Annotated in this window: 7 protein-coding genes; all 7 read right to left on the bottom strand. The window is 44.6% G+C overall.

Features of this window, described 5'->3' with window-relative positions; all coding sequences use genetic code 11:
* Positions 1–35: 35 nt before the first annotated feature.
* The 7 genes from mobH to brxC all read right to left on the bottom strand — a co-directional run bounded on the left by mobH (position 36) and on the right by brxC (position 19,117).
* On the bottom strand, positions 36–2,186 hold the full coding sequence (gene mobH, locus PSF11_RS06670; RefSeq protein WP_111805004.1) for a MobH family relaxase: 2,151 nt from the start codon (positions 2,184–2,186) through the stop codon (positions 36–38).
* 154 nt (positions 2,187–2,340) lie between these two features.
* Positions 2,341–4,992: a TrlF family AAA-like ATPase gene (locus tag PSF11_RS06665; RefSeq protein WP_004249347.1), complete on the bottom strand. Its 2,652-nt coding sequence runs from the start codon at positions 4,990–4,992 to the stop codon at positions 2,341–2,343.
* Positions 4,993–5,035: 43 nt separating this feature from the next.
* Complete coding sequence (brxL, locus tag PSF11_RS06660) at positions 5,036–7,090, bottom strand: protease Lon-related BREX system protein BrxL (protein ID WP_215898113.1); 2,055 nt, start codon at positions 7,088–7,090, stop codon at positions 5,036–5,038.
* Between the two features lie 198 nt (positions 7,091–7,288).
* Positions 7,289–9,958: a BREX-1 system phosphatase PglZ type A gene (gene pglZ, locus PSF11_RS06655; RefSeq protein WP_111805005.1), complete on the bottom strand. Its 2,670-nt coding sequence runs from the start codon at positions 9,956–9,958 to the stop codon at positions 7,289–7,291.
* Positions 9,958–13,584: a BREX-1 system adenine-specific DNA-methyltransferase PglX gene (gene pglX / locus PSF11_RS06650; protein ID WP_111805006.1), complete on the bottom strand. Its 3,627-nt coding sequence runs from the start codon at positions 13,582–13,584 to the stop codon at positions 9,958–9,960. The genes pglZ and pglX overlap by 1 nt, the downstream gene beginning before the upstream one ends.
* A 15-nt stretch (positions 13,585–13,599) precedes the next feature.
* Positions 13,600–15,363 (bottom strand): DUF262 domain-containing protein, encoded by a 1,764-nt coding sequence (locus tag PSF11_RS06645; protein WP_111805007.1) that lies wholly within the window; start codon positions 15,361–15,363, stop codon positions 13,600–13,602.
* Between the two features lie 76 nt (positions 15,364–15,439).
* Entirely contained in the window at positions 15,440–19,117 is a 3,678-nt protein-coding gene (gene brxC / locus PSF11_RS06640; protein WP_111805008.1) for a BREX system P-loop protein BrxC, read from the bottom strand.
* Positions 19,118–19,129: the final 12 nt, after the last annotated feature.

Below are 19,129 nucleotides of genomic sequence, written 5' to 3'. Positions count from 1 at the left end.
AATAACCGTTTGCAATCCACTTAAGTTCAAATGGATTAACGTTTAGCGTGAGCGGTAAACAGAACCGTTTCCCCCTCATCAAACTGGCATTCGTCACTGGCCGAGATCCCCCGAAGCAGCTGTCCGGCTGGAATGCCATGCGCATTGGCGACTTGGCGTAAGGTTTGAATCGTGACGCGAATACCATCGGCACTATGATCCACGTCTGGGTAATCACCATCGGTCAGTAAGATGGGCAAATCTTTCACAAAATTAACCATCTGTTGGCGCTGCACGTATTTGGGGTCTGTACTCGATTTCGCATTGGGCGCAATCGGCTTTTGCTTTCGCTCCGCTCTTGTGGCGGGCTCTTTTGCTTGGGCATTAGTTGTCTTAGTTCGACTCGGACGCTGTAAAGCCTCTTCGTTCTGAATTGCTGCCGCCGGTTCTGTGCCTTGTTTGGAGATGTCTATCAGTGCAATTAGCCTTTTAGAAATCGATACCTTCAGAAGTAACCCTTGCTCCTGAACGCCATCATTCGTAGTCACAGTTCTGGCCTTACGTGTCGGGTTTGCGGGATCTAGTTCAAGCCAATCTAATTGACTGAGTTCAGCAAGCAGTTTTCGGGGAGCACACCAAGGCCTTACGGCATCGGGATAGCGGATCAAGATCTGTTCACCAACCATAACCAACGCACTGCTGGCCTCTGGGAGCCACGCCAAAGATTCAGGGAGATTCAATGCTTCTGTATCGTACTGGTTTACGTTATTTGAGATAGCGCCATCATATGAATTGTTAGGCTTTTCACATCCATCACCTGGAGCATTTTCAGTTGCCTGGGGGTTATTAACATCACTGGCAAGACGAAGTTCATCATCTTGTTCGGACGAGTTTGTCGATGGTGACTCAGTCGATTTTCTATGTTCGATTGATGATGACGCTTCAGGCAAGTCTGAATGCTCACTGGAGCGACTCTGTGGCTCTGCTTGTGTTTGCCGTGTTGCTTCCCACTCAGATTTGCTAAACAGTCTCACACTACTTGGTACATTCGAGCTGAACAATAAATCGGCCTCAGATATATGCAGCATGGGTAACCAGATGGGCTTGTCGTCTTTGATCAGCACTTCAGGGGCAAGGCTTTCATATCGCTCATTCGAGGCGAATTTAGTGGCCAATCCTCGCTCAATAAGGATGTCCGCAAGGGTATCGGGATCTCTTGGAATGCCAGGTATCTTGTCTTTGGCCAACAGCTCAATGATGTCCTTAGCCGCGCTTTTCCAAACCAGGTAAAGATGGGTTGATTGATTCGATTTTCGTAACCAGACTCTGGCGTCTCGCTGATTGACCAGCCACTGGGAACTGGCAAGTAATCGCCTCATGGCATCAAGTAGATAGCGTTCGACTGGGACACCAAGGGCATTGTCGTCAACGGAAATTCGTTGAGCTTTCAGGTCTCGCTGGACACTGGTTTGGTCAGCTTCAATGACCAATTTAGACAGGACATGCTCGAAATCAGTATTGCCAATTGCCTCCAGCATGGCTTGCAAAATCTCAGGGCCCGGCTGGGTTAACCAGGCGAGCAACTCAGGTGTCATCACCCGGTTTAAAACCAGAATTGAAAATTGCTCGTGCCGCTTGCACCGTCCGTCGCGCCAACGAATGAAATAGCGTTCAATGCTGTTATTAGTGGTCCACTGGGATAAGGTTTCTAAAAAAGGGTTCCACTGATAGCGTCCATCTTCGTCTGTGATGGACAAATCTGAAACAGGCTTACCAATATCATGGAACAAACCGCCAAGAGCCGCCGCGACACGCCACCTTGGCTCTAGCTCTTTTTTCTCAACCGGTGTGCCACTGGCAACAAAGATGATCCCTTCAGCTGCTTGTGCCGCCCAGAAAGCAACTTCCAACGAATGACGTAATAAACCACCAGCACCACTGTGATGATGATGCTCAGATGCTGGCAGCAAGTGGACATAAGCAGCCAGATGATCAATACAGGGCTGAATTAACCTTTGAAAATCACGCTGGTTGAAGCCAAGTACCTGGCGCAGTTTGGCAATTAGCTCGTCTTGTGTGGACTGCAAATCCTCGGGTGACGCAGCAGGCAACCCCTTCAGAAATGGCGGATAGCGTGGAATGTCTGCATCCAGTTGAGATGACAGTTCTGGTAGTGCTTTGGTTTGAAAAAATAGGTTTTTGAACATAGTGAACCTCCGACACGATAGTGTGAAGGTTCAACTCTGAGCTTGATGGCTAGATAGATTGATAATTCATGTAGAAGAATAACATACGAGCTAATTTCACGGTTTCAAAAAGGTGCGGAACCTGATTCTTAGTGATTAATACCAAAATAGTGCTTTACACGAATCCATATTTCTCACGACGCTGATTGAATGCACTTTTCCCGCCCTCTAATATATCTGCGGCTAAAGCCTGAACATTGGGAACATCGATCGCACCTTGTTGTTCTGGAAGAATTAGCCCTTTATTATCTTCTACGCTCAAAACGCCAATCCATTCAGCATCACCGAAAACCGGAATATTGGCATTATGTGTTGCAAATAGAAACTGACGACTCAGTTTAGCCCTACGTAGTTCTGCGACTATCCTCTCAGCTATAAATGCGTTATCCAAATTATCTTCAGGTTGATCAAGGATTAATGGGTCTTGATTATCTAACAGCAATAAGTGCAAAACAGCAGTGCACTGCTGTCCCGTCGATAATTCATCAATTGACCTAAATACAGCTTCTCGTTCTCCATGAGTCACATTTAACTCAATCGCCATGGTATCCGGTAACTGCAATTCTTCCAGTTCCATTAGTTTTACTTCTGAAAGACGAATTAAAGCTGAAACAACAGTGCCTGATATGCCAAACTTTCGTCCTAGCTCCGACTCTCCTTGACGGATAGTCGAGGCTAAACTGCTTGGAGAGAAGTTACCTTCTAATACCCAGGCGAGACGTTTAGGCCCAACCCCCTCTAAATTGCACCCAGTCAGAAAATTCACAAGTTCTTGGCGGCCACCTTCTGGCTGTAGGGTGAGCCGTACCTTCTGCTCCAGTTTTCTTGTTAACCTTTTAACAGATTTAGTAATACTACTCGCACGCGCACTTGTATGTTGTTCTAACTCCAGAAGCAGCTTCTTTCGCGAGTTGTACAATTCGTCAATTTGTGTCTGGCGATCTTGCAAGGTGGTTTGTTTAGGGCGTATCTGCTCAATTTGTTTTAACAGAGTCTGATATTCAGCACCAATTTGTCGGCCAGTTTTACCCTGGCTTGCAGGTATATCCTTAAAAGCCAACTCAAGTTTTTGCTCTTCAAGTTGCTGCTTTTCTGATAAAGATTGCTTGACCGGTAACAATTGTTGATTTGCATTTAAAGTTAGCTGTTCTAACTGTATTAATGTCTGCTGAACGCCCGTTTTCAGGGCATTCAAAACTTCACGCTGCTGCTTCAAGAGCTCAGCATGAGGTAAGCCATCCAAATTGGTATCACTTAAATACAAAGTATCTGGCAAACTGTTTTTGAGCGCATCGATAGCCAGTTGGACGCTTGCAACATCCTCACCAATCTGATCATTCAACTGTTTTTCTTTTTCAAGTTTAGGAATAAGCTCCAGCTTTTCATCAATACCTAATGCTTGATACTGTTTTGCCTGATCCAATAACTTAGGTAAGCGCTCGATCTCTGCTTCAATGTCATCTTTCTGACCTAGGACTCGCTTGATGGATTCTCGATTATCTTTTAACTTTGCTAAAACGTCAGCGATATCTGCATCAAACTTCTCATGTTCGCCCTCAAGAAAACGTTCGATGAGCTGATTACGACTTTGTTCATCTCGTGTCATTTCATAGATTTCGTTTTGCCCGTAAAGCTCTATACCAGGCAAAATATCCGTTGGAAGATAGGGGGATATATTTCCATGGGAGTCAACCACTACCGGATCACTACCGTGTTTTCGGCTTACTTTGAATCTGCGACCGTGCATAACTGATGAACGCAACGTAATTTCAACTAAACCTCGTTCTTTCCCAAGGTTAGTATCAATGACACTTTTGTGCTGTTTGATTGCGTTAGGTGTTTTAGGTTCTAATCCGAAAGCATAGCGAATACATTCCAACAAGGTTGACTTACCAGTTCCACGACCACCAATCACAGCATTGAGATGGTCCGATAGTTCAATATCGACGCTATCCAGATAACCACCAACAAATCGAATACGCTCAATTGCCGAAGCATAGCTTTCTGGCTTATCTGAGTTCAAACGAACCCTCGAACCTGCATCTAAAAAGGCTTGCTTAAAGGAAGCAAAGCAAGGGTTGGTCATTTTAATCAAACAAGAAGCACCCGATGCTTTGATATCCTCTGGTTTTGCAACGTCTGAGGAGTTAATAGCAGCCATTTCGCGCTCGCGCTTATAGTTAGGATCTTTGTTGAGGAAGACCTTACGGTAGAAATCATTTTCTATTCCTTTAAGATCTTCAATCGACTTGTCGCCTGGTATCTGAGCTGCCATCAACCCTTCATGTTTCCATACATGGTTCATCTTTCGACTGAGCACACCATCATCATTTATGCAGTGTGCTGCAAAGATAAATCCACCTATCTCATTCACTTTATCAATCAGCTGAATTGCTGTGAGGTTGGTCGGCAATATACCATCCTCTGGATCAAGTAAATCTAGACGCCCCAAAATCCGTTCAAGTTCTTGCGAAGTTTTGTTTTCATCAAACAGACAAACAAAGTGAATTTTCTCACTTGACGCAATCTCAAAGCCGGGGAAAACAACAATCCCATTCTCAACAAAAAGATTGCGGATTTTATCAACACCATCTACTGAACCATGATCAGCTAATCCAATGACCTCTATGCCCGCTTCCAGTGATGCCGCAAGCAGATTTTGGTTATATTCATCTTCCGTGATGGTCTGCTGTTGCCCACGATATTTTATGTATCCTGCCGGATTTACCTGCAATGCACATTTAAAGAAACGAGCTTTGGTAAACATACCTGTAATTACTCCACAAAATGGCGCGTCAAACGACACCTAATCAATTAACCCCAAGCGCCTTAAACACGGCATCGACGGGATCTGCATAAAAGCTGATCTGGAATTTTGAAAACAACTCAGCAGGAACTGTTGGAATATCTGAGGCTGAGGCCATTGGGAGCAAAATACGCTTTGCACCACTGTCCATAGCTAACTGAAGACTGCCTGCAAGATCTTGAACAGGATTTATAACACCACCTAAAGTCATCTCACCCAAAACAACCATCTGCTCTTGAATCGGTCGGTTCATCAGAATTGAACAGAACGCAATCAATGCAGCGAGCGATGACTTTGTACTTGGCCCCGTATTGTGGAGCTCAACAACATGAAGGTGATACTCATGATCAGAAAACTTCGCCGACGCACTGATTCTATTCAGGTTACCTTTGAAATAATCAAAGCCAACACGCACAGCTTCTTTCGCTGCGGTATTCGAACCAAGGCCAGACACTGAGTGTTTACCAGAACCAGCCATCATCTGGGTTTCATAGCGATATAACCCAAGCTGCCCAGTGCTTCCCTGAGTAACTAAGTGCACAACACCAGCGCGAGGTAAGCCTTCAGGAATTAGCTTGCTACCACCTTGTTCTGGTACATTGACGAAGAATTCTTCTAATGACTCATTATCGATGTAGCTAAAGTGCACATCAAAAAATTCCATTCCGCCAAGCTTTTTCAATTGCTCTTTGACTCTACGTCTAGTTTCCAGCGCATAGGTCAGGCAGGCTCTTACATCATCTTTTGTGTACTGTGCGTCGGGGTGTAGTAGCTTTAACAAGCCCGAAACCGTTCTGCGTACAGCAATGACATCACGCTGATTAAGGTTATTACCGAGTTTGAAGAACTTATCGATCGCATCCGCAAAACTTCTTTTGCGCATTTCACGCATGTATTCAGCAAGATAGTCTGTGATTAATCCGTAACTATTGGTGAAAAACTCAGGACGCATCTTCGGTATTTCCCATCCAGGAATATAGGAATGGAAACGGTCAAAAAAAGCAGTGTCAATCATGGCATCAGGAAAAGGTGCCAACAGATGACTGGTCTTCACCAGTGTCTCAACGCTTTGATTGATGTTACCGACGAATACCATGGAAGCCTTCGCTTCGATTGAATCACGGCCACGGGCAAAAGACCCTGACGCCATATAATCTTTCATTATTTGGACGCCGTCTTTGTCTTTAAAGTGAATACCCGCTACTTCATCAAAGGCGACAACATCCCACATTCCGACCAACCCAACTTGGCGCGAGCTCATGTTATAGAACAAGTTCGCCACCGTTGTTTGTCCACCCGAGATAAGCAATGAGTTTGGCGAGCACTCTTTGTAGACATGGCTTTTACCTGTCCCTCTTGGTCCGAGCTCACAAACGTTGTAGTTGTTTTCAACGAATGGGATCATGCGAGTAATAAGATGCCACTTCACCCGATGCTCTAAGTTGGTTGGCTCCATACCCACGGAACGAAGCAACACATCCATCCACTGATCGGTACTAAAATGTCTTCTGGTTGAAAACACCTCATCCATGTTCATGGACGGCATTTGTATCGGTTTTAAACTCATAATGGAGAAAGGTGATGTCTTCTGACCTTCCTCAAAGAAATACTGCACGGTAATAATGCACCAGATACCGCCAGTTAATAATTTTTCGTTGTCTTGTACAATTTTGGTCGGTACAAGGGCATCCTTGATCCCCAGGTTAGACAACGCAGCTTCATAGACGTCTTTTTTCTGATTAAGCTTAACGCTTACTTTGTCGATGATTTTAAACGTGCCGCGTTCACGGATAAGTGACTTCACTTTCTCCGCTTCATCAGGTCGGACATAGTTCTCAGCCAAGATTTTTTTCACATTCTCAAGGCCTTGCATTACAACTTCGTCGTCATCGGACGCACAATACATCCCTAGTAAATACTCCAGCACGTAAACAGGGACGTTAGCGCCTTCTTTCAATTGCTTTGTCAGATCTTTTCGAACGACACGGCCTTTAAAGTGCAGATTTAGCAACCCATCGAGATCTGAATTTTTCATGTCACGAATCTCCCTTTCAGACATGGAAATATCTGAGGGAATAACCTCACTAGGCGCTTCTGGTTCGACACCAGCCTCATCTACGTTCACTTGCATATTGGCAACATATATGTTCTGCGTAACATTTGCGGGAGTTTCATGCTCTGCACCAATCCACTCTCCGGATTGGCCTTGATGGTCAATCAAATCTTTGTCGTTGTTACCGTTCATATATATTTACCCTTAGAAAAAATCATCTTGGAATGCCAAATCAATGGTTACCGCGTATTGGCTATAACGCGTTCTCATTTCCGCATTCTCAAGAACTAACGTGTATTGAGCGTTCCTGTCGAACTGAGAGCCAATAAGCTTTAACCTAGCTTCGCGAGTACGCTCATCCATCACTTTACTCACGCTATCAAAGTTAATCGTTTCACGACTGGAGACTTCATTACCTTGTGCATCGACGATATAGACATCCAACAACCGTGCGACAAAACGCTCGCCTACAGGGTCTGTCTGAATAAATCTGACCTTGTCGATATTGTTTACTAATTTAATGGGCTGAGTGGCTGCTACAACACCTACCGGTTGTTTCTCATGTTTTGCTGCTTGTTCTTTTTGTAGCTCGCGCACATGCAGTACCGGTACACAGACTTCCTGTAGCATCGCTCCGCCGTGCACAAACTTGGCACCACCAACGAAGTGGAAGCGTTGAGCCGCTTTTGGAAGTAGGAACTCTGCCTGATATGAAGAGCCACTAGAGCCATGAGCCGTATCGTTTATTGAGCCTTTCCAACAGGCTTCATCTGAAGGCAAGTTATTACCAACGATATAACGTTTCTTGGCTTCTATCGCGCCAGCAGGTTTGGTTTTCAACGAGGTTTTGTCAGCCGCTGCAAGTGCTTTTTGTTGGAAGAGGAAGCCATGGTCAGCGGTGATCACAACTCGGCTGCCGTTTAGACGGTTGATGACCCGCCCAACGAGGTCTTTTAGCTCTTCAATGGCACTACGACAGGCTTCAAACGTTTTTTCTTCAGTTGCAGCCTTATCACCAATCGCATCAATGGTATCGTGATAGATATAAACGACTTCTACGTCTCGAACCTTGTCACGCCCCTCCTGGTTACTCCAGCTCATCAGTTCCTTAGAACTCACTGCCATACCACCTACCTTCTGTAGGATGGCGTTGCGGTTGTCTAAACCCTGTGAAGAAATACCATCCACATAAACAGCCGTGCCTTGCTCTGGCTGGTAACTGAGCGCCTTATGAGGCAATAATGCCGCCATCCCAAGTTGGGTATAACTCGGCAAAACGCCCAACTGCGTAGACACCTCAGCCTTAAATCGCTTCTCGTTGTTAATGATAGCGCCAAGCTCATTCGCAATTTCAAAACGCAGGGCATCAGAGATGATCACAAACACGCGTTTTGTCTGTTTCAGACTCAGTCGTGTGCGAACTTCTTTTTCATAGAAGTTATACTGGTGCGGTACGCCAGAAATCTGCCACTTTTCAAGTAATTTCTCATTGGCCAAGTGACGATCCCAGGCAAGGCCAAGCTCATATAAGTACCAGTTGGTATAAATGCTTTCGACTTCGTCGTCGAGCTGACGCAGTATGTCCGCACCTTTACTCAATACAGAGTGCACATGTTCATTGAACAAACGGTAAGCCTGGTCAAAGCGATAAATGTCTGTGGTATAGGCGTCGTACATTGCTTTCGCGTTATCAAAGTGGAACCCATCCACATAGCGATTTCGCAAGTGCATTAACTCTTCAGCGTTGCGGATAGCTTCATAAATTGCGAAATATTCTTTGCGTGATAATGTCCAATGGCTAGCAAGACGTCTTGATAAGACCGTATCAAACTGAACTCGGTCTAGCGCTTTACTGCTATCGAGCAAATCACGAACTAAACCACGGATTATGGCCTGCTCCACAGCTTCGAACGTTTCGCATTCGATAAGCTCAACCGGATGGTACTGGCCAGCACGAGTCGAAATTTCCAACTGTTGGCTTAGCACCTTAGAGATGCTTTCGTAGTAAGCGGCAAAAGAGCGACTGTCGCGCCAGCTCACCATAAACGCCAAGGCTGTCGCTCGGCCTGATGCGCTTTTTAGAACATTGTTAAGCAACCAATCGCGTTCAACGCCTTCAATTTGGCTCCAGAATTCAGTACAGAATAATTTCAACACGAAGTCTGAGAAGGTTGGCTCTTCGACTGTATAGCCAAAACCCTCACTCAGATAGGCCCAGAGTGAGGTCTCAAGATCAAACTTACTTATCTGGCTCCATAAAGGTTGGCCAAGGCTTTCATCTTCGATATAAGCCGCATATTCGCGTAGTAACCCAAGCAGAATGTCCGACAAAGACGCAGAATCAGCTTTTACAACCACTGCCATCATCTTCCTGTCTAACGACAGTTCGTCTTCGTTCTCCGTCACCCACTTCTTTAAACCGGCTATGCGCTGTTTATTGGCAAAAAAGCTTTGGCGCTTACGAATGTGCGTGCGAAGCGCCATTTTCGGGATACCCAGTTCATTAAGCAGCATTGAGCTGTGATCAGCAAAAAACTGCTCGCTATACAAACGCACGTCTAGCAACCAATCACGATCAGGCTCTGGCTCAGCGCTTGGAAAATAGATAAGGAATTTAGCTTCACGCTCATCTACTTCAATGCGTTTTTTCACTGCCAATACAGACTCATTGCCCATATTGAGGATGGTCAAATCATTTGGCAGTACCCTAGCAGGTATATCTGCCGCTTTATCACCTGATTCTTTTGTAAGCGATAAAGAATTAGCTAAATGCTCAAGCTCTTCAGTAAAGCTTTGCTCTGGGTCGTACCAAAACACAATGCGGCTTTGTTCGAGCTTGGCAGCGACACCTTGTGCCAGTTCGCTAATCTGCATTAGTTAACCTCCGGGGTCGAACCGGTAATGGCCTTAACATCAGCCAACAGATCACCAAACTTGCCGTAATTCACTTTCACACCATCATCCAGATCCAGTGAAATACGCATATCAGCGTAGTGTTTTAGCTTGTCATCAAACTCTCGTAGCTCAACCTGTTTCTTGATTAAAGCATCCAACTCTTTCTTGAAGCGGTTCGCTTCACTGGTCGAGTCTGCCGTTTCAATCTGCTTCTCAAGCTGTTCTACATAAGCATCGTATTTGCCTATTAGCGGGGTGACATACTCGGTACGCATACGAGAAAGCGTGCCCTCGTTGTACCTATGTAAGTAAACCAAACACTCGAAAGCCTTCTGCTTACCAGAACTAAACAGCCAATAAATAGGGCGTTTTTTGTAAGTCTTCAGGTGGTCTTTATAGAACTGAGTCGATAAATAACGGCGGATCGTCTCAAGCGCTGATTCTGATTTCTTGGGCTTTATCGCATTTAAGCACAGTGACTCGGCAACAAAATCGAGATTTTCTTGTAAGTGTTCTTCACCCCAAACAACTTGGACAAACTCACGGAAACGATTGGTTGCGTCATCTTTGAACCACTCTTTGTCGGTTAGAGGGATGATACCGTCTTCATCGATTTGGTAAAAAATTTCTTCTTCTTTACTGTTGTAAAACTCTAAATTGAATTTGACTTTGTCTTGAAGGGCATCATTTCCCTTTTTGAGCAAAAATCTGCCAAGCATACAACCAACTGAAAGAGATACAATGTTAACTGCTATATCGCAAACAGTTATTTTCTCGATTGAAATTTCTTTTTCATCTAGATCTGTACCGTAAACATCTAACAAACCACATGCTTCTAGTGTTATTTCATTATTCTTCTTTTCTAAAGACTGGACTGAATTTATATGGAGTTCATTAAGCGCTAGTTTATTCCGAAACCAATCCGAAATCTTTTCTGAATCGTGGGAAGCAAGGCACAAAGAAAACTCCCGACTCGTTTCCCTTGAGTCATAGTCAAGCTTCATCAGTGTGATCAATTCATCTACATGGGACAAATCAGCGTCAATCAAATTTTGCACATAAGGAAGAGCATTAAAATAACCAATATGAAAATGTATTGTTGGATTCAAAGCCGAGATCAGTTCAGAAGCCAATTTATTGTTACAAAATGCTAAAGCTATACGCTTCTCATTTTCATTCCAATTAAATGCTGAATGCCCTGTAGCATCATGAATAAAACCATGAGGGTAGTATCTAAACGAATTATATGACGTATTAATATCAGACCAGCTTATACTAGGTTTAAAATAATATTTCGTATTCTGTGGTCGAGAAAGCAATTTACCGTTCTCACCAAAGAAATTACGAATTTCACAACCGTCACTCTCCCAATTTACAATGTACTCATGATTGCCATACCATCTTTTAAATGATCCACCTTTATTATAAGGAAACCACTTGCAGCCAGAGGCCATTGATTCTTCGATACTTTTTGCATCAAAAAATATTTTAGAGAAATCAACCTCCCACCAGTACCTTAGGAACTTATTATTATCACCCGTCGCCAGTCCTTGCCTTGCATCATATATATCACCAAAACTTTTATTGTTTTTAAAAAGTTCAAAAACCTTTGAAGAAAGCCAATATGTCAATGGGCGTCCTGGTATAATTAGAAAATCTTCCTGTTGCACCTCATCAAGGCGAGTCTGCTGTTCAATAAGGGCTAATTTCTTTTCTTGCTCGTTGCCATCCGTTAGTCTAAAAAATACTGGCTGATATCCCCTTACATAACCATTCTTAAATACCCATGCAGTTGTTTGAACAATTTCTCCACTTATTTGACCGAATGCTCTAGCGCCTAAGTGTGCCATCGTCAGTAAAGTCTGATTCTCTAGAAGTGAATTTCTTAACTTTTCATAACTCGAAAGAAACATCCAAGACTGCATATTTACTTGTGCATTAAAACCATCTTGAGAGAGTAACGAGAAACCACGTTCCATGAAAATAGCAAACAAATCCGATTTACTATTTGGATAGTTTTCCTTAGCAAAATCTTTAAGGTCTGCATTCATGCCTTTGCTACCCATATAAGGAGGGTTCGCGATAACAGCATCGTAACGAATCGATAAAACCAATGCCTGATGAACGATTTCAATCAATTGCTTCGCTGCTGGCTTTTGCATTGAGTCGCCTGACTCTTGTAGCTCTACTAGCGTGCTCAGGAGCTCTCTTAGCTGCTCATACTCATCGCTTGGTACATCAATCAAAGAACCAAAGGTTTTGGCCTGAGTAAATCTAGCCAACGTTCGCTTCAGCAGTTGGTAGCGGTTGTCTGCATTGAACGAGCTTAAATCTTGCTCATCATCTGAGAACAAGCCTTGTGATGTGCCGCTTTGCCAACTTCCCGATAGATTGAGTGCTTTCCATAAAGTCGGCAGGTCAATATGGTTACTTTCCTGCAATGACAGTACATTGAGTCGCACGTTACGGGTAAAAATACGCTTATCGTCATCTCTAGCCATCATCATCAGCGCAAAGCCAGACAACTGCGCTGCACGATCATCTATGTCCAAGCCGAAGAGGTTGTTCTCCAGGATCATCTTTGGAATGTCACGAGAGCGGAAACCACGTTCTTCGTAGATGGCTTTTAGCACGTTATAAGCTTCAATCAATATGTGGCCCGAGCCACAAGCTGGGTCAAGTACTTTGATGGTTTCTGGTTCAATAGATTCTGGCGTAATAGCCTTTAGCTGTTGGTTAACTTCGTCAGATTGCTGCGCAGGCTCAATGTAGTATTCCATCTGGCTTTTAATGGCAGAGTCTGGGTAGGTTTGCAGCCATTGACGACCGACTGAGTTTTGTACCAGGTACTTCACAATCCAGTTAGGTGTAAATAGCTGAGTAGCGGCAGGGATGTCTTCACTTTTGACCACTTTTCCGATGACCTGATCTTTCTTTTCAGAAATGTAGAATTGGTATAGCCAGCCAATCACTTCGACTTGTTGCCAGTCCTCTTCAGGGATGCCGTCTACCAATCCACGCAGAATGGAGTCGGTACGCATTAGGTTGTCTGGTAGCAGAAGTTCTGTTTCATCGTCCAATGCGTCAAATAAGAAAGGCATCGCTTCATGAAGCTTATGGCACTGACCTAACAACAGTTCACGATAAAGCTCTTCGTCTTTGTTGCCCGCAAGCTTGAGTTCGATAATGCGAGCTCTATCTAACCCGAGTTCATCCGCAGCATCTTGCGCATGGTCGATAATTTCAAAGCCTCTAGGGTTGTCTGGGTGCGACAAAACACGGAAACCGTGGCCTAGATAGTCATGGATTTCCATATAGCGAATAGCACACAGACGGTTGAACCAGGTATAAGCTACTTGTTCAATAAGTTGTGCATATCCAAGTTTCTGGCTTCTGGCCACTATGCGTTTTCTGGGCTCAGCCAGTTTACCGTCAAAACTGTTACCAGCGATTTGAAGCACAGAACCTTGTAGATTCGCTTCTGTAATTTGTAGCTCGCCCTTTTTATTCGCGGTGATACCAAAGGTATTTAATCGTTTCGCTACCGCATCCATAAATTCGCGGCGCGCTTTTGGTGCGTATTTTTTAATGTTGTTCGTATTCATATGATCTTGCGCTTCTTATTCTGTCTCTACGCTGCTTGCGGGTTGTAATGCGGTTCTAATGCGGGCAAGCAGTATTTCCTGACGCTCGCGGTAAAAGTCCATAAACTGGTTTAGTTGTTCAGGTAATGATGTTATGGCTTGCGATTGCAGATGTGCTTGTCTTGCATTCACATCAGGCCACTGCTGCGCATACCATTCATGGGGCATTTTTTGTCGCTTCTGATTGTTGATTGTTCCTTCCAACAGTTGAAGATTTGGCAGCTTGTTAGATGCCTCGATGAGTTCATCTAGCTGTTCAGTTGGGACACCAACTTTTGCAAGCTTGTTACGCGTAAACAAACCTTTGGGGTAAATGTGATCCACATGAAAGTGTCGTGAAAAATCGAATCCTGGGAACAACAAAGTCAACAAGGCAAAGGTACGCGGATTACCATAATCCAACTGCACTAGTTCACTAATTTCCTCTGGGTCAAAGCGCAACGATTTACCACGCTGTTGCATGGTCGCTTCAATTTTCGCTAGCGGGAAACCTGTATCACCCGATTGTTTAATGTCTGAGCGAAGCATCGTCAGCAGGGTATCTAAACCACTTCCCCAAATGCCTGACGCTTTCAACAACGACCTAATGAGCCAGTTTCTGATGCATTCTCTATCGACCGCATATTCAACCCTAGAAAGGTAGCTTGCCGTTAACTTTCGGTGGTGCAGGTAATAGGCCAACGGGAGGATGGCACTTGTTGCTCTGAGGTTTTGTCCATTAAAACCAAAACTTGCCAGCAACTGCATTGAGAGCAATAACGCATCACGAATTGGCGTCCAGTTCTTTTCGAGAATCGCCATATTTTCCTTGTTAAAGTTCTCAACCTTAAAGCCCACGCTACCGATGTCAGAGAGCATTAAGCCTGCTTTTAAAACGAGATCTTTTGATACGTTGAATCCATCACCAACACGGTTCATCTCATCCACTAAGGCATGAATTTCTTCACGGGCATCTAACGAGCTCCACTGCGCTACGGCTATTGAAAGTAGTAAGTCTGAGTAGGACAAAGTAGTGCCGCCGCTATTCATGCGGATAAAGATATTCAGAACACGTTCAAGGCTCTGATCACTTTCTTCGTAAAACGAAATCTTATCTTTGTCATGGATAGTTCGATACAAGTGACGAAGAGTTGAGCGAGCCTCTTTGCGTTGCTCCGAGCTCAACCTAGCATCATCAGCAACTTCATCGATAAGTGCATCTTCTTCCTCTTCCATAATCCGGCCTACACGGAACCAGTATTGTTCAGATGCATCCAGGGAGGCTTTATCGTCGGTTAGGAACTCAAAGTCATACATCGACCCAGTTTCTAAGTCGGGCTGGCTTAACAAATTTAAGTGAAGTCTGCGCACTGGGAAGGCGTCATCATTGCTCCACCATTTACCTGTCAGCTTCCACGCAAATGAGCCGCGTAGGCCGATGTTCAAAGCGGTAATCCGCTGCTGTCCATCTAGGACGGCAATGAACTCACGCTCTGGTAACTGAGTGACATTTTCACAATGGTAGTTATCTCGCTCATGGTAATGCTGCATGAACTGATAAAACTGATAGCTATGCCGGTTCTCTGGTTTTATCTTCCAGAATAGAAAGGTCCCAAACGGGTAACCTTGCAACAGGCTATCAAATAGACGACAGATCTGTTCTGGTCGCCATACAAACTCTCGCTGGATGGCCGGTAACAGGTATTCCTGCTCAGCAACCTTGTCGAGTAATGATCTTATTGTTCCACCCGCTTGATACATAGCGCTTTTCTCCATAATTAGTTATTGGGCCATGGTTATTGTTCCACCCGCTTGATACATAGCTATCCGTTGCCTCTTACTTAATTCTTACTCGGTCGCCAGCTTTGACCGCAGCAATCAGCTGCTCTCTTAAAGCGGCAAGATAGGCATCAACTTCGGCTTCACTTTCAATGAATCCGGTTGTTACTGACTTAGCCATGGCATCGGTTGAGTTAATCGTTACGGTACGTTTTGCAACCGGCTGTGGCTGCACTGGTTCAGAGGCTGGCTCAGGTGCTGGAGCTGCTTTACCGGCTTTCGCAGCTTCCTCTTCGCATTTCTGCTGTTCGAGTTCACGACGTCTTTGCTCAGCTTCAGCTTTTTTGCGTTGATCTTCGATAAAGCCATTCAGCAACTCATAGGCTTCGTCCTCGTAACCTTCCGCTTCAGTTTGCTCACTGATAATTTGTGGTATTGAAGAGGTCGCTTCAATACGCTGTCTGCACATTTGTAACGGGCGCAGTGTTTGGTTCTGTAGTTCAGACGGTGCATGAGCTTCAGCTAGCGCTTCTTTTACACGTCCGATGCGCAGATCAACACGCTCTAAGGCATGAGTGCGTTTTTCTTCAACCAATGTTGAGTTAACTTTTGCCACCTGCTCGATAAGCGGATTAATGTGGCGCAGCTGCTCATACGGTGAGGGCATATTGTAAATGCGTTCTAATTCAGTGAGCGCTTTTAATGCTTCACTGTCTTTTTCTAACGCAGGTCTATTGGCCTTAAACTTCTCGTTCAATGCGCCAGCAAGGGCTTGCCAAGTTTGAAATTGGCTATTGTAGAAGTCATCAAGATCCTCAAAGTCCTCAGCAAACTCTTCAAGGGCATCAGCGTCTTCTAAGAATCGGGTGATAAGAGCGAAGCTTGAAGTTTGCTCAAGAATACCCGCGACCAATGCAAGACCATCGTCAATTTGAGATTTACCTGGGAAATGGCCTGTCTGTGACTTGGTTCTGAATGATTTAAGCTTTTCATTCCAAGCCAGTAATTCATCGCGCACTAATTCGTAGAGCTCCTTTTCACCAGAGCCGGTAAAGGTTTTAGAAAAGATCTCTTTAACAAGACCAGCAGCCTTTTTGATTTGGCGCTCGTCATGTTGCCTGATTTTATGTACACGGATCTCACCGCGTTTACGCACGCTGGTAAACGGCTCGTAAGCTTTTTTCAACGCCAGATCTGTGCCTTGGGTACTAAAAGATAACTTTCCAGCCAAGCCCAGCCTTGCAGTGAGCAATAAGATTTCATTGTCTGGCCAGCCATACGGGCGCTTGCCGAAGTGGGCAACGATGTCACGTAAGTAAACAGGCTCATTACGCTCGACTTTTAGCGTTACGTACTGCTCAACCTCACGCGTAGCTTCTGGGTTACATTCATCCGCTTGAAGATCCAGTCCAATCTGAGCAATATCATCAGCAACAAGAACGGCCTGTAGCTCACGCAAAACTTCACCAGGCGTTGCCTTGAGCATGTTCAATTTAGCGAAGGTATTTTCGATAACGTATTTGTATGCTTCTTCGACGATGGCACTTGGCGTTGCTGATTTCTTCGGCAGTTTTGTGCCGATAGCGTAAACGTCAGCCTCGGCAAACAAAGCTTCAAAATCCGTTCTTAAGCGTTTTTCACGCTCCATATTTTCCATCTGCTTTTCGCGGAGAAGGTGTTCTTGCTCTGGTCGCTGTCCTGAATTTTGTTTTAAGAATCGGTCAGTTTTTATAAAGGTTGTCAGCTCATCCCAAAGACGCTTATGTTCGCCCAGCTTGACGAGCACGCACCCATCAGCCTCAAGCGTATGATTGATGCACGCTTGATCGTGGGAGTAATTTTCAAAGTGCGAATCCAAAGGTGAAATGACTTTAATGACTAGGTCTTCCAGCGTGGTGCCATCTTTTGGATGACCATTGCAAAAACGGCTCACCGCAAAGTCTTGCTTATTAATCGGGTATCGATAGGCACGATTACCTTTCAAAATACCGTCAAATACGATGGCTGAAAGCTTGCTCGAGACCTCTGACATTTCAATGTCAGTGTGGCGGATCTCGTTTTCGATCTCTTTTTCTTCGTTGGTCAGGAAGATAAACTCATCACCATTACGCGCAATCAGCAATTGGCGCTCAAGACGATTCAAGCTCTCTTCAATTTGTTTACGCAGCGCAATTTTATCGGCATCGATTCGATCAATTGACAGCGTCACAAGGTTGTCTAGTGTGCTTTTGACAACGTCCACATAACGGATCAAGAAAAGCGTTTTTAGGATCTTGCCATCGAATTCTGTTAAGGAATCCAACTCACAGGCTTGGTCAATCGTTCGCTTAACCGCTGGCTCCAAAAAGCTTTCAATCGGTGCGTAGAAACTGTAAAACGGGATTAACACATCAAGGCCAGAGTCCTTCATCTGTTTTGCAGCTGATTGGAAAGCATCAAGTAATGAACGCTCACCCATGGCTAAGTGCTTACCCGTCGCGCCTTTTGTTCGAATTGACTCAAACACTTTTTGAACCAGCGTGTAGTGGTAAGGCACAAACGGATAGTTGTCCACGAAAGACGGAGCGTCGGTGTAGCCCTTTAGAGACGCGGTTGTCGTTTTATCAAATGTCAGCTGGTTACGAAGAATGTCGCCCTTTTCAGCAAAGACATCGATGAGGTATGTACGAGCTTCTTCCGTTTTGGACAACAATCGCTTTTGAATAACTTCCGAGGTATTCGAGCTCGACAGCTGTAAGCGGGTACTAAAACGCCCTTGAATTTTAGAGAAGTCCTCGCCATCACTCTTATCCATACCACCAATGGCAGCATCAATGTCTGCCTGAGAGGTAACAACGACCCAAGCTCTGCCACCACAATATGTGCCAAGATCTTCAGTAATGGTCTGAAGCTTCAACATCATTTGTGTGTTCTTACCGATAAACTGACCGACTTCATCGACTAAGAAAAGAAGGTTACGATCCCCAGTGCGATCTAAGTATTCATTAACCCACTTACAGAAGTTTCGGATATCTAGCGGGAAATTGTTTTCAACCTGCTCAACCCACGCTTTGGCAGACTCTAATGATTGCTCACTGGCATGAGCGAGTGCTTCTGAAAGTTCGTCTCGATAGAAGTCATAGGCGTCACGCTCCTTTTCCCAAGTTGATTGAGTCAACTCAGCAAATTTGTCCTTGAAAGATGCGTATTGATTACGTTTATCAAGCTCGCGTTCTAAGTGCGCAATATGAGGAAAGTCAGCGCAGTATCCTACACGCTCATTAAAGACTTTGAGGAAAACCTTAAGAATGGCATTTTCTCGGTCGTCCGTATTGGCTCGTGAATCGATGTTAAAAAGAATAACATCAGTGTCTTTGGTAACCGCTTTTTGGATGTCCGCCAACAGCATGGCGTCGTTGATTTTGTCTTTGAAAAACTCAAACGCTTGTCGGCCTTGGCCATCTTTTTCAACAGATTTATTCTCAAGCAAATAAGATAAAATTTTCAGGAAGTGCGATTTACCCGAGCCAAAGAAGCCAGAAATCCACACACCAATTTTACCTGACATATCACCGTGGCTTTGCGTCACTGATGGGACGTAAGCCTCAAAAAATGCACGAAAGTGTCTATCTAACTCTCGGGTAACAACATACTCATCAAGCTCGACATACACACTGTCATTGTCTTTTTGTTCCGCTTTAACAACGCCATTAATGTCACGCGTCAACTTCTTGGAAAAAATCTGTTCAATTTTCATTCGGGAGGCTCC

Origin of the sequence: Providencia sp. PROV119 (assembly GCF_028482435.1) — a bacterium.
Taxonomy (GTDB): Bacteria; Pseudomonadota; Gammaproteobacteria; order Enterobacterales; family Enterobacteriaceae; genus Providencia; species Providencia stuartii.
The sequence above is the reverse complement of the archived record's forward strand: the minus strand, read 5'-3'. Positions and strand labels throughout refer to the sequence as shown.

What these genes read in the sequence shown, in the direction of transcription:
- brxL (WP_215898113.1), bottom strand. Translation starts at nt 7,090, where the DNA reads ATGTCTGAAAGGGAGATTCGTGACATGAAAAATTCAGATCTCGATGGG.
- PSF11_RS06665 (WP_004249347.1), bottom strand. Translation starts at nt 4,992, where the DNA reads ATGTTTACCAAAGCTCGTTTCTTTAAATGTGCATTGCAGGTAAATCCG.
- mobH (WP_111805004.1), bottom strand. Translation starts at nt 2,186, where the DNA reads ATGTTCAAAAACCTATTTTTTCAAACCAAAGCACTACCAGAACTGTCA.
- brxC (WP_111805008.1), bottom strand. Translation starts at nt 19,117, where the DNA reads ATGAAAATTGAACAGATTTTTTCCAAGAAGTTGACGCGTGACATTAAT.
- pglX (WP_111805006.1), bottom strand. Translation starts at nt 13,584, where the DNA reads ATGAATACGAACAACATTAAAAAATACGCACCAAAAGCGCGCCGCGAA.
- PSF11_RS06645 (WP_111805007.1), bottom strand. Translation starts at nt 15,363, where the DNA reads ATGTATCAAGCGGGTGGAACAATAAGATCATTACTCGACAAGGTTGCT.
- pglZ (WP_111805005.1), bottom strand. Translation starts at nt 9,958, where the DNA reads ATGCAGATTAGCGAACTGGCACAAGGTGTCGCTGCCAAGCTCGAACAA.